This is a genomic window from Collinsella aerofaciens (assembly GCF_039062365.1).
In the GTDB taxonomy this organism is placed as follows: domain Bacteria; phylum Actinomycetota; class Coriobacteriia; order Coriobacteriales; family Coriobacteriaceae; genus Collinsella.
This window is the reverse complement of record NZ_JBCJBI010000001.1, coordinates 251,427-277,638: the sequence shown is the minus strand read 5'-3', so window position 1 is coordinate 277,638 and position 26,212 is coordinate 251,427. Positions and strand designations below refer to the sequence as shown.

22 protein-coding genes and 1 tRNA gene are annotated in these 26,212 nt (G+C 62.0%); 11 read left to right on the top strand and 12 right to left on the bottom strand.

Translation table 11 applies throughout. The annotated features are described in order from the left end of the window. Window positions 1–265: 265 nt before the first annotated feature. Window positions 266–751 carry a CarD family transcriptional regulator gene (locus tag ABCN01_RS01180; RefSeq protein ID WP_006235480.1) on the top strand — a complete coding sequence of 162 codons (486 nt, stop codon included), beginning with the start codon at window positions 266–268 and terminating at the stop codon, window positions 749–751. Between the two features lie 108 nt (window positions 752–859). Then, a complete protein-coding gene (locus tag ABCN01_RS01175) occupies window positions 860–1,459 on the top strand; it encodes an HD domain-containing protein (RefSeq protein WP_089572031.1) in 600 nt (199 codons plus the stop codon). Window positions 1,460–1,529: 70 nt separating this feature from the next. Here ABCN01_RS01175 and ABCN01_RS01170 read toward each other — a convergent pair whose 3' ends face one another. Further along, complete coding sequence (locus ABCN01_RS01170; RefSeq protein WP_342997002.1) at window positions 1,530–2,816, bottom strand: glutamate-5-semialdehyde dehydrogenase; 1,287 nt, start codon at window positions 2,814–2,816, stop codon at window positions 1,530–1,532. A 112-nt stretch (window positions 2,817–2,928) separates the two neighbouring features. Here ABCN01_RS01170 and ABCN01_RS01165 point away from each other — a divergent pair, with 112 nt between their 5' ends. Further along, entirely contained in the window at window positions 2,929–4,347 is a 1,419-nt protein-coding gene (locus tag ABCN01_RS01165; protein WP_342997003.1) for an alpha/beta fold hydrolase, read from the top strand. A gap of 99 nt (window positions 4,348–4,446) precedes the next feature. Here ABCN01_RS01165 and proB read toward each other — a convergent pair whose 3' ends face one another. The 5 genes from proB to ABCN01_RS01140 form a co-directional block, all read right to left on the bottom strand. Continuing rightward, on the bottom strand, window positions 4,447–5,574 hold the full coding sequence (proB, locus tag ABCN01_RS01160) for a glutamate 5-kinase (protein ID WP_035137237.1): 1,128 nt from the start codon (window positions 5,572–5,574) through the stop codon (window positions 4,447–4,449). Between the two features lie 79 nt (window positions 5,575–5,653). Then, window positions 5,654–7,159 (bottom strand): nicotinate phosphoribosyltransferase, encoded by a 1,506-nt coding sequence (locus ABCN01_RS01155; RefSeq protein ID WP_342997004.1) that lies wholly within the window; start codon window positions 7,157–7,159, stop codon window positions 5,654–5,656. A gap of 84 nt (window positions 7,160–7,243) precedes the next feature. Next, a complete protein-coding gene (locus ABCN01_RS01150) occupies window positions 7,244–7,702 on the bottom strand; it encodes a hypothetical protein (protein ID WP_342997005.1) in 459 nt (152 codons plus the stop codon). A gap of 64 nt (window positions 7,703–7,766) precedes the next feature. Beyond that, window positions 7,767–7,839, bottom strand: a tRNA-Ala gene (locus tag ABCN01_RS01145). Between the two features lie 150 nt (window positions 7,840–7,989). Beyond that, a complete protein-coding gene (locus ABCN01_RS01140) occupies window positions 7,990–8,928 on the bottom strand; it encodes a radical SAM protein (protein WP_342997006.1) in 939 nt (312 codons plus the stop codon). Window positions 8,929–9,453: 525 nt separating this feature from the next. Between ABCN01_RS01140 and ABCN01_RS01135 the strand changes: the two genes are divergently transcribed. Together ABCN01_RS01135 and trpS are read left to right on the top strand one after the other, a co-directional pair. Next, complete coding sequence (locus tag ABCN01_RS01135) at window positions 9,454–10,653, top strand: MraY family glycosyltransferase (RefSeq protein ID WP_138112821.1); 1,200 nt, start codon at window positions 9,454–9,456, stop codon at window positions 10,651–10,653. A 159-nt stretch (window positions 10,654–10,812) separates the two neighbouring features. Next, on the top strand, window positions 10,813–11,862 hold the full coding sequence (trpS, locus tag ABCN01_RS01130) for a tryptophan--tRNA ligase (protein WP_217107927.1): 1,050 nt from the start codon (window positions 10,813–10,815) through the stop codon (window positions 11,860–11,862). Between the two features lie 393 nt (window positions 11,863–12,255). Here the strand turns inward: trpS and ABCN01_RS01125 are convergent, their stop codons facing one another. The 5 genes from ABCN01_RS01125 to pckA form a co-directional block, all read right to left on the bottom strand. After that, on the bottom strand, window positions 12,256–12,576 hold the full coding sequence (locus tag ABCN01_RS01125; protein WP_217107928.1) for an MGMT family protein: 321 nt from the start codon (window positions 12,574–12,576) through the stop codon (window positions 12,256–12,258). 80 nt (window positions 12,577–12,656) lie between these two features. After that, entirely contained in the window at window positions 12,657–13,511 is an 855-nt protein-coding gene (locus ABCN01_RS01120; protein WP_217107929.1) for a DegV family protein, read from the bottom strand. A 119-nt stretch (window positions 13,512–13,630) separates the two neighbouring features. Further along, a complete protein-coding gene (locus ABCN01_RS01115) occupies window positions 13,631–14,080 on the bottom strand; it encodes a MarR family winged helix-turn-helix transcriptional regulator (RefSeq protein ID WP_022093866.1) in 450 nt (149 codons plus the stop codon). A gap of 164 nt (window positions 14,081–14,244) precedes the next feature. Next, on the bottom strand, window positions 14,245–14,964 hold the full coding sequence (locus tag ABCN01_RS01110) for a B3/B4 domain-containing protein (protein ID WP_217107930.1): 720 nt from the start codon (window positions 14,962–14,964) through the stop codon (window positions 14,245–14,247). 227 nt (window positions 14,965–15,191) lie between these two features. Then, window positions 15,192–16,862 (bottom strand): phosphoenolpyruvate carboxykinase (ATP), encoded by a 1,671-nt coding sequence (gene pckA / locus ABCN01_RS01105; protein WP_342997007.1) that lies wholly within the window; start codon window positions 16,860–16,862, stop codon window positions 15,192–15,194. Between the two features lie 324 nt (window positions 16,863–17,186). Here pckA and ABCN01_RS01100 point away from each other — a divergent pair, with 324 nt between their 5' ends. Beyond that, window positions 17,187–18,767, top strand: coding sequence for a lipopolysaccharide biosynthesis protein (locus ABCN01_RS01100; protein WP_343014147.1), 1,581 nt, complete (start codon window positions 17,187–17,189; stop codon window positions 18,765–18,767). A gap of 31 nt (window positions 18,768–18,798) precedes the next feature. On the opposite strand, the gene ABCN01_RS01095 is transcribed toward ABCN01_RS01100, so the two are convergent. Next, a complete protein-coding gene (locus ABCN01_RS01095; RefSeq protein WP_342996951.1) occupies window positions 18,799–19,638 on the bottom strand; it encodes a metallophosphoesterase in 840 nt (279 codons plus the stop codon). A gap of 253 nt (window positions 19,639–19,891) precedes the next feature. Between ABCN01_RS01095 and ABCN01_RS01090 the strand changes: the two genes are divergently transcribed. From ABCN01_RS01090 to ABCN01_RS01070, 5 genes are all read left to right on the top strand, one after another. After that, window positions 19,892–21,493, top strand: a complete 1,602-nt coding sequence (locus ABCN01_RS01090) for a potassium/proton antiporter (RefSeq protein ID WP_342996950.1) — start codon at window positions 19,892–19,894, stop codon at window positions 21,491–21,493. A 227-nt stretch (window positions 21,494–21,720) separates the two neighbouring features. After that, complete coding sequence (serC, locus tag ABCN01_RS01085) at window positions 21,721–22,845, top strand: 3-phosphoserine/phosphohydroxythreonine transaminase (protein WP_342996949.1); 1,125 nt, start codon at window positions 21,721–21,723, stop codon at window positions 22,843–22,845. A 70-nt stretch (window positions 22,846–22,915) separates the two neighbouring features. Next, window positions 22,916–24,079, top strand: coding sequence for a phosphoglycerate dehydrogenase (locus ABCN01_RS01080; RefSeq protein WP_006235446.1), 1,164 nt, complete (start codon window positions 22,916–22,918; stop codon window positions 24,077–24,079). A gap of 177 nt (window positions 24,080–24,256) precedes the next feature. Beyond that, window positions 24,257–25,477, top strand: a complete 1,221-nt coding sequence (locus ABCN01_RS01075) for a M20 family metallopeptidase (protein ID WP_342996948.1) — start codon at window positions 24,257–24,259, stop codon at window positions 25,475–25,477. Window positions 25,478–25,516: 39 nt separating this feature from the next. Next, window positions 25,517–26,197, top strand: a complete 681-nt coding sequence (locus ABCN01_RS01070) for a DUF1015 family protein (RefSeq protein ID WP_342996947.1) — start codon at window positions 25,517–25,519, stop codon at window positions 26,195–26,197. Window positions 26,198–26,212: the final 15 nt, after the last annotated feature.

Sequence of the window (26,212 nt, the reverse complement as noted above, 5' to 3'; positions counted from 1 at the left end):
AAGCGACGGGCACTGTCGCAGGGTAAAGCTAATAGATATTGCATATGCACAAAAATGACTACAGCTTGTATGGAGTCACTCAAAGATGCCGGTCTGCCTGCAGATTATGCAAGCGTTGAAAATGCATAAAGGTGTGAATGAGCTGCGTCTTCTATCGAATACTCTTACCTATCAGAGTTGTGTGCTTTTCCTGCATAAAGTGAGGATTCGCGCACGTCAGCGTGTTATTCTAGACATACGTAAATTCGTATAAGTTGGAGGTAGCATGTTCTCAATCGGTCAACACGTCATTCATCCGGGCCAGGGAGTCTGCACCGTCGTCGGTTTTAGGGACGACACACCGCAGCCCATGCTGCTGCTCGAGACCAAGCAGGGACATGCGCAGACGATCCTCATGTACCCCGTGGCGCAGGCCGACCGTTTGCACGCCGCCATCTCGCAGCAAGATGCCGAGCATCTACTGAGCCACTATGACGAGCTGGAGTGCGACACCTTTACCGAGCGCAACAGCTCGCTTGAGGAGACACACTTTAAGCAGCAGCTCAAGCTGGGCGCGCCCGAGACGGTCCGCGTGGCAAAGACCATGATGCACCGCATTCGCCAGGCCGAGGAAGCTGATAAAAAACCCAGCTCCTACTACATGCGCGTACTCAAGGAGGCCAAGCGCCGCTCCATCGAGGAGTTCGCCGTGGCCCTGGGCGTCACCGAGGAGGCCGCCGAAGCCCGCCTAGCCCAAGCCGCCCTCAACTAACCCATCCGCGCCAAAAACCACCACAAAGGGGACAGGCACCTTTGTGGTGGTTTTCTTGTTCTAGTAGTATTCATTCTTATCGATACCCACGAGCACAAGGAGTCTCTTATGGCAGAGCCGCTTACCGCCGGAATCACCCGCGACCGCGCGTTCGAACTGCTCAACGAGCATAACAAGGACCCGTTCCACATCACCCATGGCGAGACGGTCGAGGGCACTATGCGCTACTTTGCGCGCGAGTTCGACCCCGAGAACGAGGAGTTTTGGGGCATCGTCGGTCTGCTGCACGACCTGGATTGGGAGGAGCATGAGGACGACCCCATGAACCACACCATCTATGCTGCCGAGATTCTTGAGGGTGAAGGTGCGTCTCCCGAGCTCATTCGCGCCATCCAGACGCACACGTCGGACTTCAACACCTCGCTGCCCAAACCCGAGCTGCAGATGGAAAAGATCCTGTTTGCCTGCGATGAGCTCACCGGCCTGATCGGCGCTGCAGTCATCATGCGCCCGAGCAAGAGCGTTATGGACTTTACGACCAAGTCGCTCAAGAAGAAGTTCAAGGACAAGCGCTTTGCCGCCGGCTGCTCGCGCGACGTGATTTCGCAGGGCGCCGAGATGTTGGGCTGGGAGCTCCCCGAGCTCTTTGACCGCACCATCGCGGCCATGCAGTCCTTCGCCCCCGACCGCGATACCTTCCAGGCCTAACCGCCCACGCCACCTAAAACCACCACAAAGGGGACAGGCACCTTTGTGGTGGTTTTTGTTTACGCGGGCGTTAGGGGCGGACCTGGCCGGTGCCGCGGAGCTTGTATTTGTAGGTGGTGAGGGCCTCGGCGGCAAAGGGGCCGCGAGCGTGGAGCTTTTGGGTCGAGATACCGATCTCGGCGCCCAGGCCAAACTCGCCGCCGTCGGTGAAGCGAGTGCTGGCGTTGGCGTACACGGCCGAGGCATCGACCGCATCCAGGAAGTGCTCGCAAGCATCCGTATCCTCGGCAACGATGGCCTCGGAGTGCATCGTGCCGTAGCGGTTGATGTGTGCGATGGCCTCGTCCTCGTTTGCCACGACCTTCACGCTCATCTCGAGCGCCAGGTACTCGCGACCCCAGTCCTCCTCAGTCGCGGCGACGTAGTCATCGCCCTCCACAAGCCCGGCATCGGCGCATGCGGCGCAGGTTGCCTCGTCGCCGTGAATCAGCACGCCGTGGTCATGCAGCACGGTCACGACCGCGGGCAAAAACGCATCGGCCACAGCACGGTCGACCAGCAGCGACTCGGCGGCATTGCACACGCCTACGCGCTGGGTCTTGGCATTAACGATAATGTTGAGCGCCTTATCAAAGTCGGCGGATTCATGCACGTAGATGTGGCAGTTGCCCGTGCCCGTCTCGATCACCGGCACAAGCGACTCGCGCACGCAGCGCTGGATCAGGCCTGCACCTCCGCGCGGAATGAGTACGTCGACAATACCGCGGAGCTTCATGAGCTCGCCGGTGGCCTCGCGGTCGGTGGACTCGATCGTCGACACGGCCTCGCGCGGGAAGCCCTTGGCCTCGAGCGCATCGGCCAGCAGCTCGGCGATCATGGCACACGAGTGATAGGCCAGCGAGCCGCCGCGTAGAATGCAGGCGTTGCCGGTGCGGATGCAGATGCCTGCGGCGTCGGCCGTCACGTTGGGGCGCGCCTCGTAGACCATGGCGACCAGGCCCAACGGCACGCTCACGCGGGTCAGGTCCACACCGCTCGCAAGCACGCGGTGGTCGAGCACGCGGCCGACGGGATCGGGCAGCTCGGCGAGCTTCTCCAAACCGGCGGCCATGCCCTCGACGCGCTCAGGCGTCAGCAGCAGACGGTCGAGCAGACCGGCCGAAGTGCCCGCATCGCGCGCGGCGGACATATCGAGCTCGTTGGCGGCGACGATGGAGTCGACACCGTTGCGCAGTGCTGCGGCCATGGCGCGCACGGCCTCCTGGCGCTGCTCATCGCTCGCCGTGGCAAGCGAGGCCGACGCTGCCTTGGCGGCAACGGCAAGATCGTGGACATACGTGGCTATATCGACCGACATGGGCGGCCCTTTCTCCTAGAAGTTTGCAACCATGGTAGCCGATTTGCGCATGGCCTCGCCCGCGGCGGTAGAATTGGTCAACCCGAAACACCGCAACGAACGGAAGACTCACATGGCCCTCATCACTTCGTACCACGTCCCCGGCCTTTACGTCGAGGACCACAGCATCGACGTCCCCCTTGACTGGCGCGGCCTGGAGCCGATGCTCCTGGCCGTCGGCAGTACCATGCGCCGCGGCGCTATGCCGGCACCCATCGCCGGCGCGCCCGAGAGCATCAAGCTCTTCTACCGCGTGGTTTGCGCGCCCGACCGCATCAACGACGATCTGCCGCTGCTCCTGTTTTTGCAGGGCGGCCCCGGCGGCGAGAGCCCACGTCCGCTGTCGCCCACAAGCGACGGCTGGATCGAGGAGGCCGTCAAACACTTCCGCGTGGTCCTTCCCGACCAGCGCGGCACCGGACGCAGTAGCTGCGTGGACGGACGCACGATCAAGGCACTGGGTGAGCGCGCGACGGCGGCCGGCTCCGATGTCACACGCTCGCAGGCGGATTTCCTCAAGCGCCACCTCGCCAGCTCCATCGTGCGCGATTTTGAGTACCTGCGCCTGGTGGGCTTTGGCGGCAAGCCCTGGGTCACACTCGGGCAGAGCTACGGCGGCTTTTTGACGTTGAGCTATCTGTCGCTCTTCCCCGAGGGCATAGCGGCAAGCTTTACCTGCGGCGGCATCCCCCACGTGCCGGCGAGCGCAAGCGAGGTCTACGCGCACACCTTCCCGCGCATGGCCGCCAAGACGCAGCAGTATTACGACCGCTACCCCGCTGACGTCGACCGCGTGGCAGCCCTGGCCGATGCGCTCGAGGCCCAGAAGCCCGTGCTGCCCGACGGCTCGCCGATGACGGTCGAGCGCCTACAGCTCATGGGCAGCGACTTTGGCATGAAGCCGAGCTTTGAGCGCATGCATTGGATTATCGATCACGCGTTTGTTACTGGCGACGGTACGCTTAGCTGCGGCTCCTCGGTATCCGACAGCTTTTTGATGCGCGCCTTCGAGCGCACCAACACGCGTACAAACCCGCTGTACTGGACGCTGCAGGAGTTTATCTACGCCGACGGCGACACCATGCCCATTCGCTGGGCCGCAGCAGAGGAGAAGGCCCATCGTGCCGAGTTCGACACACTCGCGCGCCCGCTCATGTTTACCGGCGAGGCCATGTTCCCGTGGATGTTTGAGCAGATGCCCGAGCTTATGCCGTTTAAGCCCGCCATGGACCTGCTGATGGAAGACACCAGCTGGGACAAGATCTACGACCCGCAGCGCCTAGCCTGCAACGAGGTGCCACTCCAGGCCGCGGTGTATTTCGACGATATGTACGTCGATTCGGGCATGCAGCTCGATACGCTCAGCCGCGTGGGCAACTCGCATGCCTGGGTGACCAACGAGTTCGAGCACGACGGCCTGCACGGCAGCGTGGTGTTCAAGCACCTCTTCGACGAAGCGCTCAACCGCGGAGACCTGCGCCGGATCTTCTAGCTAAGGAGTGTCCCAAAGTGCCGGCACATAAGGAACGTCCCCAAGTGCCGGCACGAGAAAGACAGCGCTGCAGGAAACGATCCGCAGCGCTGTCTTTCTTTATGCAAATACGATCAAGTTATCCCTGTGTATCGCCGGCTTCTCGGCCAGGTTAGCGAGCAGGCGGTTGCTGGCGATCTGGTCCTGGCGGCGGCCGGCTGCAAGCTCCAGCACGTCCGAATCGGCCTCGGCGATACCGCGGGCGACGACCATACCGCTCGGATCGCACACGTCGAGCACATCGCCCTCGGCAAACTGGCCATCGACCTCGCGAATACCCACCGCAAGCAAGGAAGAGCCACGGCTAACCAGCGCCTTCGCAGCACCATCATCAACCGTCACCGACCCATGTGCCTTGTCGCCCAGCGCGATCCACAGCTTGCGGGGTGCGATGTCCAGACGCTCCGCCGGCGGATCGAACAGCGTGCCCACGCTCTCGCCGCGGGCGAGGCGCACGAGCGCATCGGGCTCCTCGCCCGAGCAAATCACGCTCTGAATGCCCGCCGTCATCAGGATGCGGCTCGCGCGGATCTTGGTAATCATGCCGCCCGTGCCCACCGATGTGGAAGAATCGCCCGCCGAGGCAATAATCTTGGCATCGATCTTATGCACGACAGGAACAAACTCGGCCGTGGGGTCCTCATGCGGATTGGCAGTATAGAGACCATCGATGTCCGAGAGCGTCACGCACAGATCGGCAGATACCAGGCAGCTCACGAGCGCCGCCAGTGTGTCGTTGTCGCCAAACTTGATCTCGTCGACGGTAACGGTGTCGTTCTCGTTGACGACCGGCACCACGCCCAGCTCCACCAGACGCAGCAGGGCGTCGCGCGCGTGCAGGTAGGACGTGCGACGCGCCGTGTCGTGACGCGTGAGCAGCACGAGCGAGGTGAGCAGGTCGCGCGCATGGAACTCCTCGTCGTAGGCCGACGAGATGATGCACTGACCAGCCGAGGCGCAGGCCTGCAGGCTCGGAAGGTCGCCGACCGGCTTGCGGTCGAAGCCCAACACGGGATAGCCACAGGCAATAGCGCCCGAGCTCACCACGACCAGACGCCAGCCGAGCTTGCGCAGCGCTGCGGCTTGATCGGCAAGTCCGCCGATAAAGGCGCGGTTGACCTTGCCATCGGCGCCCACCACCGTGGACGAACCGATCTTTACCACCATCGTTTTATAAGAAGTCGTCATACGTCAAACCAATCAACTGTTCAGCGAACGGCCGAGCTGGCGGCCAAGGGAGCGTGACTCGCCCCTACCGCCCAAGGAATCATTTTGCCCAGGGGAAAGCCGAGGACGCGGCCATGTTCTTGCGCACGAGCTCGTCGCGCACCTGAGCCAGGCCCTGCTCCATGCCCACCACATAGGTCTGCGGGTACAGGAAGCGCTTGAAAGCTGCGTCCAGATGATCGAGCGCCCAAACACAGCGCTCGCGCGCGTCCTGGATGCTCTCACGCGGAGCCACTGCACTGCCATCGCGCACGATCGGCACCAGCAGCTCGCGATACTCAAGCTCCGACACGTCGGTCACCAGGGCGGCATCATTCACGGCCACGAGGGTATTGCCGCGCGCGGCGCCCTCCCCCACCAGATGGTCCTCGTCGTAGATCATGTCGCAGACCGGGCCGCCAAAGCCGTCGTAATAACGGCGCACGCGCTGCACGCCCGGGATCGTGCGCTTGTAGGGCTGTTCGGAGAGCTTGACCACCGGCGTCCACGGGTCGGCCTCGCTCGCACGGCGGGCGGAAAGCTTGTACACGCCGCCCAGCGCCGGCTGGTCGTAGCAGGTCGCGAGCTTGGTGCCCACGCCAAAGCTATCGATGGGCGCGCCCTGGTCGAGCAGCGACTGAATCGTGTACTCATCCAGATCGTTAGAAACCGAGATCCCCACATAGGGCAGGCCCTCGGCATCGAAACGACCGCGGACATACTTGGAGAGCTTGGCGAGATCGCCCGAGTCAATGCGAATAGCCGACAGGCGCTCGCCCACCGCCTCCATCTCCTTGGCGACCGTAATGGCATGCTCGCAGCCCTCGCGCACGTCATAGGTGTCGATGAGCAGTGTACAGTTCTTGGGGCTCGACTTGGCAAAGGCGCGGAAGGCCTCGAGCTCGGAATCGAAGCTCATCACCCAGCTGTGCGCATGCGTGCCAAAGACGGGAATACCGTAGCGGCGGCCGGCGAGCACATTGGACGTAGAGGAGCAGCCGGCAACGTAGCTCGCGCGCGCAACGGCCAGGCCGCCATCGGGACCCTGGGCTCGGCGCAGGCCAAACTCCGCCACGGGGCGACCGTCGGCGGCGAGCACCACTCGCGCCGTCTTGGTGGCGACAAGCGTCTGGAACCCGACGATGTTGAGCAGCGCCGTCTCAAGCAGCTGGCACTCGAGCGCAGGACCGGTGACGCGCACCATGGGCTCGCGTGGAAAGACGAGCTCGCCCTCGGGGACGGCGTCGATATTTACATGCGCACGAAAATCGCGCAGGTAGTCGAGGAATGCAGACTTGAACATCGCGCCACCGGCCGGGGCCTGGAGCGAGGCGAGGTAGTCGATATCCTCGGGCGTAAAGCGCAGATTCTCGACTAGCTCGGGCAGCTCGGCGGTGCCGCACATGACGGCATAGGCGCTGCCAAAGGGATGGTCGCGGTAAAACGCGGTAAAACAACCCTGCTCATTGGCCTTGCCGCTCTCCCACAGGCCCTGGGCCATAGTGAGTTCGTACAGATCGGTGAGCATTGCGATGTCGGTGGGATGAGAGATATCGGTCAAAGCCATGGGGCGACCTTTCGGATGTGTGGTGCAGAATTTGAGGGTTGGACGAGAGCAGAGCATGCGGACATGACGCCCGATGCAAATCGGTTAGAGCAGGCCCATGCTGGTCAGGATCGTGTAGCCCATAAAGATGACAAACGCGATGAGGGCAAGGACAATGATGATTTTTTGAGCCGGCGCCATGCCAGGGATCTCGTTCTCGCCCGTAGGTTCCTTGGAGGTAACCATGCGCTGGGCAAAGGTCATCTCGTCACGGCTCGGCTTGGGCTCGACGGACTTAAGACGAGCGGCCTTTTTAGGCTGAGGTTTGGGCGCGGCAGGTGCAGGCTTCGCAGCAGCGGGCTTGGGTACGGGCGCGGGCTTGCGCTCGGATGCGGCGTTCGAGGCGACCTCCTCGGCCTTCGCACGCTCGGCGCGCAGGGCAGCCAGCTCCTCACGCTCGCGACGGGCCTCTTCCCGAGCCTCGCGGCGGGCCTTCTCAGCGCGGAGCTCTTCCAACTCAGCGCGCTCCTCGTCGGACAATGGTTGGGACTCAAGCTCTGCCATGGTATAGCCCTTTCTTTTAAAAAAAGCCGCCGACACAATGTCAGCGGCTTATCAAATCCAAGGGTGGAGACGAAGGGAGTCGAACCCTCGGCCTCTGCCATGCGACGGCAGCGCTCTCCCAACTGAGCTACGTCCCCAGGACAAGTCGATATTTTACCTACGGCTCGCCAACTGTCAACGCCCAATAACCAGTCTTTTTGGGGCGCGGCTATTTTGGCAACTTTTCGAACAGGCGATCCTCTCGATGATTTTTTATCCCCGTCCCAGAAAAATCATCGACGAACGCACTACTTTGCGCTGGTAAGAACACCGGTGGTGTCGAAGGCCGGGGTGAAGCTCTCGTCTACCGCGCCGCCCTCTTGCCAGAACATCGTCGTAAAACCCAGGTCGTCGGCATGGTCGAGCACCTGCTCGTACTCCTCACGCGTCACGGCGCGTGCCAGGTCGCCGCCCTGCTCGCGCATGAGCGCATTGGGCGTGTACTGGTTCATGACCGAGATCGGCACGTCGCCCACCGTCTGCCACACTAGGTCCAGTACGCGACACGAATCGTCCGCATGCCCCGGAAGCACCAGGTGGCGCACGATCATACCGCGCTTCATAAGCCCGTCCTCGTCCACCAACTCTCCCCCGCGGCGCTCGATCTCGCGCGCCATCTGGGCCAGGCCCGACACGGCCACACACGGATAGTCCTTAATATGAGAAAGCGACTGCGCAAGCTCGGCATCGGCATATTTAAAGTCGGTAAGCCACACATCGACCAGGTCGCCGAGCGCCGCCACGGCACTCGCGCGCTCATAACCGCTCGTGTTGTAGACGATTGGGATGACCAGCCCGCGCGCCCGTGCCGCGGCAATCGCGGCAGGCAACAGGTGCGCATAGTGCGTCGCCGTCACCAAATTGATGTTGTTGGCACCCTGGTCCTGCAGTTCCAGCATAATCTCGACCAGGCGCTCAGGCGAAATCTCAAGGCCAAAATTGCCGGTCGAGATCTCGTGGTTCTGGCAGTAGATACATTTGAGCGAGCAGCCGCTAAAGAAGATCGTGCCCGAACCGGCCTCGCCCGAGATAGGCGGCTCCTCCCACATATGAAGCGCGGCGCGGGCCACCTTGAGCGTGTCGTTAGCACCGCAGACGCCGTGCGCACCCTCATCGCGCGCCGCACCGCAACGGCGCGGACACAAATGGCAGGCGGGCGAAAAAAGTTCGGTCAACGACGTCGGCATAAAACCATGCTCCAAAACAACGATTCAGCAGCTCAAACGTAAAGGGATCAACCCCACAGACGGCTCGAGCCCAAGGCGCCGTAATCGTCCGACACGATTTTTGTAATGTCAAGACTGGAATCGATAAAGTGCCGCTTTATGATGTAGGTATTCCGCCCCCCGCGGAGCAACTGGGTGAACCGTCGCGTTTATTTAGGGAGCCCACACAGTCGTACCTAGTACAGGTATCCTTCGTTGTTAAGGACGCTGGAACAGTCGATGAGGGCACCCACCTGTTTTAGGTGGGTTCATTTTCGTAACGTGGGGGGTGGTTTTCTTTTGCCGAAAATCACCATTACAGTCCATATGGATCCCCGCCGGCATCCCGACAAACCATCGACAACATCCCAATATCTGGTAAGCGCGTGATTATCGCTGCGTGCAATTCCATGCACCCCCCTTGGTCGAGTATTATGGTCCGGCTATGCCCTTTGCGCATGGCGTTCTTCTGACCTTTTCCTTCGACGCTTGGCGGTTTTTAGATTCATGGCTTCATCCCCGAGCTACATACCGTACCTATGCGTGGCAGCGGCGGCCTTTATCACGACCTTCCTCGCGGTGCCCCTGGTCAAGCGCTTGGCAATTAAGCTCGATGCCGTCGACTATCCTTCTAAGCGCCGCATCAACACCAAGCCCATCCCACGTTTGGGCGGAGCGGCGGTGTTTTTGGGCCTGGTCGTTGCCTGCATTGTGCAAATCCTAGGCACCTGGTACCTAGGCTGGCCACCCGTCCTGGTGCCGCACCCGCGCCTTCACATTAGCTATCCCATGCTGGCGCTCTCCTTTACCGTCATCTTTGCGACCGGCGCTATCGACGACGTCTTCCAGCTCACGCCCAAGCAAAAGCTGGCCGGACAAGTCCTCGCCGCGCTTATCGCCTGTATCGGCGGCCTAAAAATCGGCGTCATCGTCAACCCGTTTGCCCCCGGCGAGATCATGCTCGGATGGCTCGCCTACCCCATCACCGTGATCTATCTGGTGGCATTCACCAACATCATTAACCTCATCGACGGCCTCGACGGCTTGGCCACGGGCATCTGCGGCATCGCGTCATTCACCATGTTCTCGATGGCCGTGCTCTCGGGCCGCATCGACGCCGCCGCGCTCTCTATTGCGCTCTTTGGCGCCTGTCTAGCCTTTTTGCACTACAACTTCAACCCCGCAAGCATCTTCTTGGGCGACTCGGGGTCGCTGCTGCTGGGCTTTGCGCTGGGCTCCATCTCGCTGCTCAACGTGAGCCGCACCGCCGCACTCACCTCGCTTATCATCCCGCTCATCGTTGCCGGCGTGCCCATCATCGACACGTTTAGCGCCATTGTGCGCCGCAAGCGCGCCCACATTAGCATCGGGCAGGCCGACAAGGGCCACATCCACCACCGCCTGATCCAAGAAGGCTACAACCAAAAACAGGCCGTGCTGCTCATCTATGCCTGGTGCATCATGCTTTCGGCCGGCGCCGCCGCGATTAACCAGGTCGAGGTGCCCATGCGCGTGCTCATCTTTACCGTGCTCGCCATTGGCTCGGCGGCCTTTGCCAAGCATCTACATCTGTTTGAGCCCGTGCTGCGCCACCATTACAACAAGCGCACGCACGAGGACGAGCTCGTCACCCCCGACGACCCCGCCTTTAAGCAGGAGGAGCAGGCAGCCGAGGAGCGCAAAGAAGAGCGCCACCACAAGCTCTAGGGTAAGCTGCCGAGGATGTGCCAAGGCGTTGGCAGCCGTTCGCGCGAACGCCGCGGCGGACTTGAAAGCCGGCCCCTGGCAGTCCCTCACCCACTCACGCCCACCCCTCTCAATAAACACGCTATCATCAAAACCTGCGAACGAACGTTAGGAGCAATCATGCCAAACGAGAACAGCTACGAAGTCGCGCTGCAAAAGAGCAACGCCATTCGCGAGGGCCTGACCAAGACGCCCGAGAAGTTCACCATGCTTACCGGCGACCGCCCCACCGGCCGTCTGCACCTGGGTCACTACTTTGGCACCCTCAAGGGCCGCGTGGAGCTGCAGAACATGGGCGCCAGGACCAACGTACTCATCGCCGACTACCAGGTCATCACCGACCGCGACACCACCGAGCACATCCAGGACAACGTGTACAACATGGTCATGGACTACCTTGCCTGCGGCATCGACCCCGACAAGACCATGATCTACGCGCACTCCGCCGTGCCCGCCGCCAACCAGCTCATGCTGCCGTTCCTGTCGCTGGTGTCCGAGGCCGAGCTGGCGCGCAACCCCACGGTCAAGGCCGAGATGGAGGCCTCGGGGCACGAGCTCACCGGCCTTCTGCTCACCTACCCGGTGCACCAGGCCTGCGACATCCTGTTCTGCAAGGGCAATGTGGTGCCCGTCGGCCGCGACCAGCTGCCGCACATCGAGCTCACCCGCACCATCGCCCGCCGCTTTAACAACCGCTACGGCAAGGTGTTCCCCGAGGTCGACGCGCTGCTGTCCGAGACCCCGCTGCTGCCCGGCCTGGACGGTCGCAAGATGAGCAAGAGCTACGGCAACGCCATCAACATCTCGATGACCGCCGAGGAGACGGCCAAGCGCATCAAGAAGAGCCAGACCGACTCCGAGCGCATGATCACGTTCGATCCCGAGAACCGCCCCGGCGTGTCCGGCCTGCTTTCGACGGCCGCCATCTGCACCGGCCGTTCCGAGGTCGAGATTGCCGAGGAGATTGGCATGGGCGGCTCCGGCCAGCTCAAGAAGTACGTGACCGAGGCCGTCAACGAGTACTTCGCACCGATCCGCGAGCGTCGCCAGCGCTACGAGAACGATCTGGACTATGTGAAGGACGTCCTTCACGAGGGCAACCGTCGCGCCAACGAGATCGCCGATCAGACCCTGGCAGAGGTTCAGGACGCCATGGGCATGGTGTACTAGACCGATTTGCTGGCTTGAGCTTTCGATTGCTTTAGGGCGGGCGCTACGACGTCCGCCTTTTTCGGAGCCGGACTGCTTCGGCTCCGCCCATTGCACTCCCCCGATAAACAGGAACGGGCCCGCCGGCAGTCAGTTGCCGGCGGGCCCGTTCCCGAAGTACACCGTTGAATCGCACAGAGGGGAGGAATGCGAATCAAACTCAACAGGGCAGGCTTTTTCATCGCCTATTGCCTGCTCCGTTGCTGAAACCAATATAGTTCACCGTGGTTTACTTTGCAGGATCAATATCCGCCGCCATAGCTTCTCCATAAGTTAGCCCCGGTAAACCTGAAACAGAAAACCACCACAAAGGGGACAGGCACCTTTGTGGTGGTTCTGGCCACGGCAGAGCTGTTAGAGTCCGGCAGGCCAACGACAGACGGCCAGGTCGACGTGCATGTCGTCCTTAAACGCCACACCCTCCCCTAGCAAAAGCTCACGTTGAGCATCGGGACCGCCAAAAGCAAAACCCTCGCATATGCGCCCGTCGGCAAACACCACGCGGTGACAGGGAATCTCGCCGGGGCGCGGATTGCTATGCAGGGCATACCCCACATACCGCGCACTTCGTGGTCGACCGGCAAGCAGCGCCACCTGACCATACGTGGCGACCATCCCCTCGGGGATCTGCTCGACCACCTCGTACACCCGTTCAAAAAAGCCCTCAGACGCCATTGCTCGCTCCCTTCCACCCTGAAAAGCATAAACCACCGCAAAGGGGACAGGCACCTTTGTGGTGGTTTATGGCAGGTCGGTTAGTTGGCGGGCTGGAAGAAGGCTACGGCTACGGCGCCAGGGCCTACGTGGGTACCGATGGTGGCGCCGATGGTGTGAACGGGCAACTCGCCCTCGGTGTGGCCAGCCCAAAGTGCCGCGCTGTCCTCGATATACTTCTTGAGCACCGCATCCGAAAGACCCGTATAGCCGAGCGCCAGCGGCATGGAAAAGTCGATGCCGCCCGCCTTTTCGACCTTTTGGTTCAGCAGGTTGCGGCCGTTCTTGGAACCGCGCGCCTTGCCCAGCTGCACGATCAGACCGTCCTCGACAGCCACCACAGGCTTTACGTTGAGCAGCGTGCCCACGGCGCCGGCCGCAGCAGACAGACGACCGCCGCGCACCAGGTACTCCAGCGTCTCGAGCAGGCCGATGACAACCACGCGGTCACGGACGGCCTCGACGGCCGCCGCGATCTGGGCCGCACTACGGCCCTCGTTCACCAGGCGCAGGGCATACTCGACCAGGACACGCTCGCCCAGAGTGACGTTATTGCTATCCACCACGTACACGTCGCCGCCCGGCGCCTCGGCAAGTGCGGTACGGGCACTCTGATTTGTACCCGAAAGCTTAGCGCCCACGGTAATAATCACGGCCTCGTCGCCGGCCTCACGCGCCTCGGCGATGGCCTGCGAAAACGCGTACGGGTTGACCTGGCCGGTCTTGGGCAGCTCATCGCGCTCCACGAGCATCTCGTAAAAGCGCTGGTGATCGATGTCGATGCCATCCATGTACACATCGGTGCCAAAGGTGACGGACAGCGGCAAAACGGCCAGTGCTGGGTGCTCGGCCGGCGACATATCGCTTGCGGAATCGGTAATAATGCGGACGGACATAGCGAATCCTTTCTTGCGCAGGTCCCGCGCAGGGAATTTTGACAGCAAGGCCCCGGCACGGTATACGCGCTCAAACGGGACTATGCAGTTGTTAATGGGAAGCAAATACCTTGGCGGCCTTAGATCTCGCGCAAGGTATTGAGAATCGTGCGCAGCGACGCGTACATCTGCTCGCGCTGCTCCACGCCCATGGCCTTACCGGTGGTGTCGAGCACTTCGCGAATGATGCGATCGGCCTCGCTCATGCTCTCGCCGCCCAGGGCAGTCAGGCGCACCGGGGCACGGTACTTGACGGCCGCATCACCCGAGTCATCGACCTCGACGTAGCCGCCCTCCTCCAGATGTGCCAGTGTGCGCGAAACGGCGGCTCGGGTAACGCCGGCCATGCGGGCGAGGTCGGCGCCAGTCAGGCCGTCCTTGCTGCGCTCAAGATAGTACAGGCACATGACGTCGGAGCCCTTGAGGCCCAGCCTTGCACCTTCGGACGTCTTGATGCGCTGAATCTCCTTGTAGAGCCCGCTGATCAGTCCGACAAAGTCCTCGAAACGTGTCTCGTCGTTCTGCTGCATGGGAGACGACCGCCTTTCGCTTGCATAATGCTTACGGGTAAACATCTTAGTCGCATAAGGCGACACCCGTACCCAAATACCCCATTTGTTAACCCATCAACATAAAAACCACCACAAAGGGGACAGGCACCTTTGTGGTGGTTTGCGTAGTGGTTTGGACCGAGTTACAGTTCTACGCGCGGGTTATCGCGAGTCACAAGCGTCTTAACAAGAACGTTGGCGCCCAAATAGTGCTCAAGAAGCTCGGCCAAGCGATCGATGGCGGCCTGACAGTCCTCCATGCGCTCGGGCTCAACACATTCAATCGCCAAAAACGCGTCGGCCGAATCGTCGGACAGAGCCGTTCGAACGCCGTCGCGCCAGTTCCAGCAGCGGCACACGGCGCCCGCATCGTCGATGTAGGCCAGCTCGCCGGGCAGCGTCGGGTCATCCGCTTCCTCGCCAAGCGGCAAGAACGCATCGCCACCATCGGTCACCTTCAAGCGAAGATCTCCCTCAATCGCATGCAGGTCCTCGCCGCCAACGGGCAGCGCATAAGTCAACGAAATCGTGTTGTAGATATCCACCGCCGGTGTGATGTGGCCGACCGGCTTGCCTTTGAGCACGCGCTTGAGCAGGTTCTCAACTGAGCAACGCGCGCCCTTCTTGGTCTTGAACAGGCGATACGCCTCGCGCCATGCCTTAACCGGCGCGTTCTCGCTGATAGTGTCGCTGGTCAGATGACGCTCCGCATCGATATTGGCGCGGTCGAGCAACGCCGCAATCGCATCCACGTCCTCTTGAGGAATCTGAGCCGTGGGCTTCATGCCCTCCACGACCACAACACCGACCGCTGCCTGCGGAAACAGCTCCCAGAATGAATCCTCGGCAATAAAGCTCTTCATACGCTCTCCCTTCATTGTGCGCGCCCGAGTGAGGGCGCCTAAACAAAAAGCGCCCTTACAACGGCCACCTTCAAAGTCCTACGGTGCCGTCACAAGAACGCTTGCGCTGTCCCCATCCGGAGAAGGGGACGATATGTCAGGCGTATTGTAACCCGAGTCATCCACGCGAGCAAAACCACCACAAAGGCGCCTGTCCCCTTTGTGGTGGATATGGACTCACGGCGAAGCTAGTGGCGAAGTCCCAGCAACCCGCGGCCGCGATGACGGGCGTCGGCGTGTACTTGAGCGTGCGGGCCGGCGGCTTTGACGGACTCGGGCAGGTGCGAGTACTTCTTCTCGAAGTTCTCCTCGAACATCACTGCCAGGTTGTGCGCGGCCTCGTCATAGCGCGCGGTGCTCTGCCAGTATTGGCGCGGCACCAGGATGCCATCGGGCACGCCGTGGCACGTCGTGGGAATGTCGACGTTAAAGATGTCGTCGTGCACGAACTCGCTGTCCTCGATGGTGCCGTCGAGGGCGCGCGCGACCAGCGAGCGCGTGTAGGCAAGCTCGATGCGATGGCCCACGCCGTAGCCGCCGCCAATCCAGCCGGTGTTGACCAGGTACACGCGCGTGCGGCCGTCGGCAATGCGCTCGCCAAGCATCTTGGCGTAAACCATGGGGTCGAGCGGCATAAACGGCTCGCCGAACAGCGAAGAGAACGTGGGCGTGGGCTCGGTGACGCCGACCTCGGTGCCGGGAATCTTAGCCGTAAAGCCCGTCACAAAGTGGTACATAGCGGCATCGGCCGTCAGGCGTGAGATGGGCGGCAGCACGCCAAAAGCGTCGCAAGTCAGGAACAGCACGACACTCGGAGTGGTGCCCATGCCCTTAGTCCACGCGTTAGGAATGTGCTCCACGGGATAGGCCACGCGCGTGTTGTGCGTGATCGAGATGTCGTCGTAGTTGGGTTTGCGGTTCTCATCGAGCACCACGTTTTCGCAAATGGCGCCAAAGCGGACGGCGTTGAAGATCTCGGGCTCGTGGAAGGCGTCCAGGCCCTCGCATTTTGCGTAGCAGCCACCCTCGATGTTGAAGATACCCATGTCGGACCAACCGTGTTCGTCGTCGCCGATCAGCAGGCGCGTGGGATTGGCCGAAAGCGTGGTCTTGCCCGTGCCGGACAGGCCAAAGAACACGGCAGTCTCGTGCGTGACGGGATCCATGCTGGCCGAGCAATGCATGGGCAGCACGTCGTCCTCGACGGGCAGCAAGTAATTCATAACGCTGAAGATGGACTTTTTGATCTCGCCGGAGTAGCCGGTGCCGGCGACCAGAATCACGCGTTCCTGGAAGTTGATGACCACGGCAGCGCTGGAATTGAGGCCCTTGATGGCGGGGTCGCACTGGTAACCGGGCGCTGCGAGCACGCAGAAGTCCGGCTCGCCGGTGCGCGCGATTTCGCGGGCGAGCGGGCGGGCGAGCATCTGCTTAATGAAGAGCGCCTGGCTGGCACGCTCGCAGGCGACGAGCAGGCGGCGCGTGTGGTTGCGGTCGGCGCCGGCCATGCCGCGGGTGACGAACACATCGCGCTCGTTGAGATAGTCGACGATGCCGGCTTTGATGACCTCGTAGCTTTCGACGGACAGCGGGCGGTTGACGGCGCCCCAGGCAATCTTGTCGTGGACATCGGGGGTGTCAACGATAAAGCGATCGTTGGGCGAACGTCCGGTACGCTCCCCCGTCTCGATCACCAGCGCGCCGTTGGATGCCATGCGGCCTTCGTTGCGGCGGATGGCGTGCTCGACGAGCTCCGCGGCGGGTAGATCGACCAGCAGACGGGGCTGATTCTCGGCGGGATCTTCGACCAGCGTAATACCAAAGTTGGACAGAACTTCTGCAGGGGTAACACCAGGCATGGGGCCTCCTTTAAAAACGCGACACGTGGACGCGGCGCGCACTTTACTCACGTAAAGCCCGTTGTACCCGATATGCAAAAACGTTTTTGCGGCAACGGCGAAGCGCCCGCCCAACGGTCAAAAATCGCAGGCAAGCGGCCTAGTCATTGGGGACACTCTTGAACAGGCAACAACCAAGGAGTGTCCCCGGATGCCGGCACTTAGGGACGTTCCTAAGTGCCGACTACTGAATGGCACTGCCGAAAATATTGACCAATCTGTTCAAAAACACGAGCGAACACCGTCGCGTCTATACTAAAGCGCAGCAATAGAAAGGACTCCGCTTTGAGCATCACGCCCCTCGATAGCATTCGCCGCGCCATCGCCCGCCGTAACGGCATCTCCAACCCCGCTGCATCGAAAGACGGCGCCGCGAAGGCCCAGGGCGGCCGCATCGAGAACGGCCTGTTCCCCGCCTCCCACACGGCCGAAGAGCTCGCGCGCATCCAGGAGCTGAGCCAGCGCAACGCCGGCGGACCCGATAGCAGCCAAGCCACACGTCGCCGGCGCGAACGCGATCGGGAGCCCGGCCCCGTCCGCCGCATGGTCAACGCTTGGTGGAACCGTCTGCTCGGCGCCGTCTACGGCGGCGGCTTCTCCATGCAGGAAGCGGAATACGAGGAGCACGCCACCAGCCGCGACTATCTTTGGAACACCCTCGGCACCGCCGTGTGGGGCCTGGCGTTTCCGTTGCTCACCATCGTGTCTACGCAGCTCGTGGGCGCCGAAGAAGCAGGCAAATTCTCCATCGCCTTTGTCACCGGCACGCTCATCATGATCGCGTGCAACTACGGCGTGCGCAATTTCCAGGTCTCAGACATCGACGAAAAGACGTCCTTTGCCTCCTACCAGCTCAACCGCTGGCTTTGTGGAGCGCTCGCCCTAGGCTGCGGCCTCATGTACAGCAGCGCCCGCGGCTATGATGCGCAGATGGCGACGATCGGCCTGGGCGTCTACCTCTACAAGGTGATCGACGGCGTCGCCAACGTGTACGAAGGCCGCCTGCAGCAGGCCGACAAGCTCTACCTGGCCGGCATGAGCCAAACGCTACGCTCCGTCGGCGTCATCGCGGTCTTCAGCGTGGCGCTGTTCCTCACGCGCAGCATGCCCATCGCGGCCATGGCCATGGGTGTCACCGCGATCGCCTCGCTCGTGCTGGTCACCGCGCCGCTCGCCCTGCTCGAGACCGAAAAATCGCGCCGCGTGAGCCTGCGCGAGGTCGGCCACCTGTTTGTCCAGTGCGCCCCGCTCTTTGGTGCACTGTTCCTGTTCAACCTAATTGAAAGCATGCCCAAGTTTGTGATGGAAGGCACGCTGGCATACAAATATCAGCTGTACTTTAATGCCCTGTTCTTTCCGGCGCAGGCTATTTTGCTGAGCATTGGATTTATCTATAAACCGCAGCTTCTGCGCTTGTCGAGCATTTGGGCTAATCCTCGCAAGCGTCATCGCTTTGACCTGATTATTGTTGCCGTTATGGCGCTGATCGTGGTCATCACCGGCGTGTGCGCCGCATTTATGGCAGGTCCCGGTATTCCCCTCATGAGCTTGATGTACGGCCTCAGCTTTGAGCGCTACCGTACGCTGGCGTTGCTGATGGTCGTCGCCGGCGGCGTCACCGCGGCCATCGACTTTATCTACGCCATCATCACGGTGCTACGCCACGCTGGAGACGTCACCAAGATCTACCTGATCTGCTTCGCCGTAAGCGTGGTGCTGCCGGTGATCCTGATTAAGCTGCTGGGTCTGATGGGCGCTGTGGTGAGCTACCTAGCCATCATGGCCCTACTCCTGGTGCTACTGATTATCGAGTACGCCCACATCCGCCAACGCATCGAACGCGACCGCAACCCATACGGCGCCTAATTGCAGCGGTGGGGGTAGCTAATTTGGGACATCATTCGCCCGGGTTGATGTTCGCGTAGAACTCGGCCCCGTCGTCCAGGCGCAGGATGCCCACGCGGCCGAACTCGGAGCCGGTGGCGGCGGCGCAGTCGATGTCGATGCGATCGGGCACACCAGCAGTGTCCTCGCCGCCCAAGCGCACGATCTGCCCGCGTCCCGATTCCTCATCGAGCCCCGCCAGACCACCGACCTCGCAATAGCGCCCAAGCGATACCGTGGGCGTGTGACCGCTCACCACGACCGGGCCCTTGCCCTCGGCAGAAAGCAGCCCGGTCGACGCATCCCAATAGCCATGACGAATCCACAGCAGGTCATCGGACGACTGCACCGCGAGCATCTGCTGCAGCAGCTCGCGATCGGCACCCACCGCTCCAACGCCATCGGCACAATCGACGCCATGCTCAAGCAAAAACGCGCGCGCCGCCTTCATCTCGATTCCAGCATGCACCAGCAGATACGGGCGCTCCTCGGTCTCGGTCACCGCGTAGAGCGGCAGCGCGGCCATCCATCGCACGAGCTCCTCGTATGCCTCAAATTCTATGTCGTTGAGCTGCTCGCGCGTCGTCCAGCCACCGTTGATATCCCAGGTCTCGGCATCGAGCGGATCCTGGCCAATGATGGCATCGAGCATGATCTGCTCGTGATTACCCTTGAGCACGTGGGCGTTGGGCAGCGAGCGCACGAGCTTAATAACGCCGACCGGATCGGGCCCGCGATCGATCATGTCGCCCAGCACGTACAGCGTGTCGTCGGACGTCAACGAGATCCTAGACAGGGCCTCGTCAAGCGCACGCACGTGCCCGTGAGCATCAGATGTCACATAGATCGCCATGGTACGCCTCTCCTTGCATTGCGGCCGAAGCCCGGTGCCGCAACTAAAACTTCAAGTTGAACTTAAACGTTACCCATTGTACTCCGTTGCAATAAAGCTGGAAAGGGTTTCCGAGCAGAGGCAAAGACGGCAGCCGTCTATGACGATATCGCGCACGCCCGCAATCCAACCCCATAAACCCACCATCTTTGGGTACAAATAACCACAGACAATTGACCGTGCCACGCCAACCACCCAGGAGCGGACACTATCCATGAACCAGATCCTTCTCTTTATCGGCCTCGTCATCATTTTGTGCCTGACCATCAAACCCGTCGGCAAAAAACTCCCCTTCCCCACCCTGCTCATCTTTATCGCGCTGGGCATGCTGTTGGGCGTCAACGGCCCGACGCATATCGACTTTAGCGACTACGCACTCACCGAAACCGTCTGCAGCACGGCGCTGCTGTTCATCATGTTCTACGGCGGCTTTAACACCAATATCGACCGCGCCAAGCCCGTCGCTGCGCCGGCGGTGCTGCTGAGCACGCTCGGCGTCGTCATCACTGCCGGCATCACCGGCGTGTTCGCCCACTTCGCGCTGGGGTTCGACTGGATCGGCGGCCTGCTGCTGGGATCGGTCGTGGCATCCACCGACGCGGCGAGCGTCTTTAGCGTACTGCGTGAGCACAGCCTGTCGCTGAGAGGTGGCACCGACTCGCTGCTCGAGGTCGAATCGGGCTCCAACGACCCCGTCGCCTACATGCTCACCGCTGTGCTCGCTACACTCGCGGCCGGCGGCGACATCAACATTCCCGCACTGCTGGCCAAGCAGATTATCCTGGGCGTGGGCCTGGGCCTTGCCATCGGCTGGGCGGCGGGCCGCCTGATTGAACGCGCGCACGCAACGGCCGAGGACGCGCAGACCATCTTTTTGTTCGCCGTGGCGATCGTTGCCTACGCACTACCGAGCTACCTGGGCGGCAACGGCTTTTTGGCTGTATACCTGGCCGGCATTGTGCTGGGTGCCAGCGACATCACCGGCAAAGTCGAGATGGCGCACTTCTTTGACACCCTCACCGAGATGGCAGAGATGACCATCTTCTTTTTGCTGGGCCTGCTCGTTACACCCGCACGCCTGCCGCAAATGCTGCTGCCGGGCCTGGCGCTCATGGCGTTCATGCTCTTCGTGAGCCGCCCCATCGCCGTCGGCGTGCTCCTGGCGCCCTTTAAGACGAACCCCCGCCAGGTCGCGCTCGTAAGCTGGGCGGGCCTGCGCGGAGCAGCTTCGGTCGTCTTTAGTCTCTTTGCCGTGGTGGCCGGCGTTCCCGGCGGACACGACCTGTTTGACCTGGTGTTTGTGATTGCCGTGTCGAGCATTGTGGTGCAGGGCTCGCTGCTGCCGGCGGTGGCGAAGAAGCTCGATATGATCGATGCGACCGGCGACGTGCGCCGCACCTTTAACGACTACCGCGACGAGGACGGCATGTCGTTTGTAAAGCTCAAGGTGGGCGCTGGACATCCGTTTGCCGGACGCTCGCTCGCGGACATTGGCAGCGCCACAGACATGCTCGTGGTCCTGGTGCTGCGCGACGGGGCGCACCCGGTGCTGCCCAACGGCGATACCGTCATCGAGGAAGGTGACCTGCTGGTGATGGCCGCGCCGACGTTTGAAGAGCGTGCCGAGGTTACGCTGCGCGAGGTCACCGTAACCCCCCACGGTCGCCTGGCCGGCCAGCGTCTTCGCGATGTGCCGCAAGGCAAGCATCCCTTTATCGTCGTGATGCTCAAACGCGACGGCCAGACGATCATCCCCGACGGCAACACCCTCATATACGCCGGCGACGAAGCCGTCATCGCCACACTGGCGTCGTAGTGACCAGGAAGTGGCTAATTTGCGACGAAGAGATCAAGCGCCTAGAGAACCTCATGCCTTCGCTCGCAGATTTGGATTTGCTTGAGGAGTAAAGCACCCCTCCCCCATGTAACCATCCTGTAAATCATAGCGGCGCAGTCGAGTTTTACCGTGATACGGTCGCGCCTGGCGCTCCACTGTGCTAAAGTATCCCGAACGTCCAAACGACTACGAGGGGGAACTAGAAGATGGCACGTGTGCACAACTTCTCAGCTGGCCCGGCCGCGCTGTCTACAAGCGTGCTCGCCGAGATCGCCGACGAGATGATGGACTACCGCGGTTGCGGCATGTCCGTGCTCGAGATGAGCCATCGATCTAGCATGTACCAGCAGATCATCGACGACGCCGAGGCAACCCTGCGTCGCCTGCTGAGCATCCCCGACAACTACCGCGTCCTGTTTTTGCAGGGCGGCGCCACGCTGCAGTTTGCGGGCATCCCCATGAACCTCATGTGCCGCGGGCGCGCCGGCTACATCGTGACCGGCAACTTTGCCAACAAGGCACACAAAGAAGCCGCCAAGTACGGCGAGGCCGTGTTGCTCTCGAGTTCCGAGGACACCAACTTCGACCGCATTCCCAACATGGCCGACATCAACGCGTGCATTGCCGACGAGGCCGCGGGCGACGGGCTCGACTACGTCTACATCTGCCAGAACAACACCATCTTTGGCACCATGTACCACGAGCTGCCCGCTTGCGGCGACGTGCCGCTGGTCGCCGATGTCTCGAGCTGTTTTCTGTCGCAGCCGCTCGACGTCGAGCGCTACGGCCTCATCTACGCCGGCGCGCAGAAAAACGCCGGCGCCGCGGGTGTGACCGTGGTCATCGTGCGCGACGACCTCATCGCAGATGGCCCCGCCTTTGCGCAGACGCCGCAGTACATGGACCTCAAGACCCAGGCCGCCAAGGGCTCCATGCTCAACACGCCCAACACCTTTGGCATCTACGTGTGCGGCAAGGTGTTCCATTGGGTCGAGGAGACCGGCGGACTTGCCGCCATGGCCGAGCGCAACTGGGCCAAGGCAAACCTGCTCTACGACCTGCTCGAGCACAGCGAGCTGTTCCATGGCACCACGCAGGCCGACAGCCGCTCCATCGCCAATGTCACCTTCCGCACCGGCGACGCCGAACTCGACGCGGCCTTTGTCGCAGGCGCGGCCGAGCACCAGATTCAAAACGTCAAGGGCCATCGTCTGGTAGGCGGCATGCGCGCCAGCGTCTACAACGCCGTAACCATGGAAGACGTGCAGGCACTGGCCTCGTACATGAAGGACTTCGAAACGCAGCGTAGTTTGAGCCCGCGATCTAACTAGCCCGCAACGCGCGGGCCGACCAGCCACTTCAAACCACCTGTTTAAACCAAACCTGCTAAGGAGTTTTTCCATGCGTAAGATTAAGACCATCGACGACATCACCAAGGACGGCAAAGTCGAGTTTGGCGAGGGCTACGAATTTGTGAGCACCGCCGAAGAGGCCGACGCCATCCTGATGCGCTCGACCGACCTGCACGGCTACGAGCTGCCCGAGGGCATCCGCGCCATCGCCCGCTGCGGCGCCGGCGTCAACAACATCCCCGTCGAGGAGTACGCCAAGAAGGGCGTCGTCGTCTTTAACTCCCCCGGCGCTAACAGCAACGCCGTCAAGGAGCTCGTCCTAGGCATGCTGGTGCTCTCGAGCCGCGGCGTGGTGCAATCGATGAACTGGGTGCGCGACAACGCCGACGACCCCGAGATTCAGGTCGATGCCGAGAAGGCCAAGAAGGCCTTTGTGGGCCGCGAGCTCAAGGGCAAGCGCATCGGCGTCATCGGCCTGGGCAACGTGGGCTCCAAGGTCGCCAACGCCTGCGTCGACCTGGGCATGGACGTTTACGGCTACGACCCGTTCATTTCCGTCGAGCACGCGTGGGTGCTGAGCCGCGAGGTGCAGCGCGTGGGCACGCTCGAGGATCTCTGCCGCGGCTGCGACTACCTCACCGTGCACGTGCCCAGCAAGGCCGACACCATCGGCATGATCAGCACCGAGCAGATTAACCTGCTGGCACCGGACGCCGTGCTCATCAACTACGCGCGCGAAACCATCATTGACGAGGACGCCGTCGACGCTGCCCTGCGCGAGGGCAAGCTCAGCTGGTTTAGCTGCGACTTCGCCACGCCCAAGACGGTCAAGATGCCCAATACGTTTATCACCACGCACTCGGGCGCCGGCACCGGCGAGGCCGAGGCCAACTGCGCCGACATGGCCATCAGCGAGCTCAAGGATTACCTGGAGAACGGCAACATCGCGCACAGTGTCAACTACCCCGCCTGCAGCATGGGCAAGGCGCGCGCCGCAAGCCGCATCGCCTGCCTGCACGCCAACGTGCCCAACATGATCGGCCAGATCACGGCCATTCTCGCCAAGGACAACGCCAACGTGCAGCGTATGACCAACGAGTCCGCTGGCGAGAACGCCTACACCATGTTCGACACCGACGAGCACCTGGACAGCAGCACCATCGAGGCGCTCAAGCAGATTCCGTCGATGTATCGCGTGCGCGTGATCAAATAGCGCCGGCTGATCTGACGGGCAGTTCCCCATGTGGCCTGCCCGTCACTGACATTGAATGCCCGCGGGGGCGCCTTTCGCACGAGAGGCGCCCCCGTTTTTGTGAGCACTCCATTAAATGCACTGAGCCGCTTCTTGGCATACAATCTGTATGTTGACCTAACTATCTGTGAGGTGCCTATGGTTGATACAGATTTTGCTTGGCGGCTTACGCAAGAACTCGTGCGGATCGACAGCTCAGACCCGGGTGCGTATGAGGACGAGATTGAGCGCTATATCAAAGCGTTGGTTGAGGAACGGTTGGCGCAGCTGAGCCATCCGGTGCTCCATGCCGTGCAGGTTGAGGAACTCGAGGTGCTGCCCGGGCGCCGCAACCTTATGGTCACCGTGCCGGGACTGAGCGACGAGCCACGGCTCGTCTATATCTGCCATATGGATACCGTTACGCTGGGCGACGGCTGGGACGCGGACATTCCGCCGCTCGGAGCGATCGTGCGCAACGATAAACTCTATGGCCGCGGTGCCTGCGATATGAAGGGTGGCCTGGCCTGCGCCATTGCCGCACTGGTCAATACGCTCGAGCGCGTGGCAGCAGAAGGCGAGCTGCCCCGCCGTGGCTTCTCACTCATTTGCTCGGTCGACGAGGAGGACTTTATGCGCGGCTCAGAGGCCGCGATCGATGCCGGCTGGGTCGGCTCGCGTGAATGGGTGCTGGACACCGAACCCACCGACGGACAGATCCAGGTGGCGCACAAGGGGCGCACGTGGTTCGAGATTGAAATGGCTGGCGTAACGGCGCATGCGAGCCAGCCGTGGAAGGGCGCGGATGCCGTCGCCGCCATGGCCGAGGTCGTGTGTTCGCTCCGTCGCGCGTTTGTGGCGCTGCCCGCGCACGATGAACTGGGGTCTTCGACCATCACGTTTGGCCAAATCGAGGGCGGATATCGCCCCTATGTCGTGCCCGACCATGCCAAGGTCTGGGTCGATATGCGCCTGACCCCGCCGACCGATACAGCCGCCGCGACGCGCATGGTAGAGCAGGCCATCGCCGGCGCCGAAGCCGCGGTCCCCGGCTGCCATGGAAGCTATACCGTGACAGGCGACCGCCCCGCTATCGAGCGCGACCCGAACTCTCCCCTTCTAGCTGCACTCAAGTGCGCAGCAGACGATGTGACGGGCGCGGACACGACCGTCGGCTTCTTTACCGGCTACACCGACACTGCCGTCATTGCCGGCAAGACGGGTAACCGCAATTGCATGAGCTACGGTCCCGGGTCGCTCGCGCTCGCCCACAAGCCCAACGAATATGTGCCCCACGCCGATATCGTTCGCTGCCAGCAGGTGCTGATCGCGCTCGCCGACAACACGCTCTGGGGCGCGGATAGCCAAGTTGGGGCATAATAAGCCGCGAACAAACCGACTCGCGCGTTAGGACCGTCCATGAAAGCTCTTCCGTTTCCCTGCATCCGCCCGGCTCAGGACCGCGTGCTCGAAGCGCTGCCTGCAATGGGCAGCATTCTGAGCGGCAACGATGCCCTGCGCGGAGCCATTACCGATGGCCTGATGCTTAAGGACCCAGGTGCGGCGTATTACGTGTACGAATGCTCGGGCGAGCCGGGACGTGTGACGGGTGTCGTGGCGATCTGCCCGGTTGGTGCGCTGGCGGGCGGCGACGCGGTTGCCGCCGATACGACCGCCGCTGCGCGCGCAATCGCCGACCTCAAGGTACAGCCCCGTCCTGTAACGCTTGTCTACGAAGCCTCTCCCGTCATGGATATCATCCTCGGCGCCGCAAAAGAGGGCGCCTCGCTCTACGCCGTCACCGACCCCGCGGGTATTACGCACCGCGTGTGGGAGGTCAAGCGCGAGGACGCCGTCGGCGCCATCCGTGCCATGCTCGACCAGGCGCCGGAGCCGGCACTGGCCGACGACCCTGCCTACGCTGCCGCACTAGTCGAGGCATCACAGCTCCTGGCCGATGAGGCCCGTTCCGCCGGAACGTACACCGGCAAGGAGCCGTTCAACTTTACCGTTGCCGTGCTCTTCCCCGCTGCGCAGGTCAGCGGCGGCGCACCGCAGGTTCCGACGGGTCTGCTCGCGCACCAAGTCGCGCGGTTCTAGCAAGACCAGACCGTC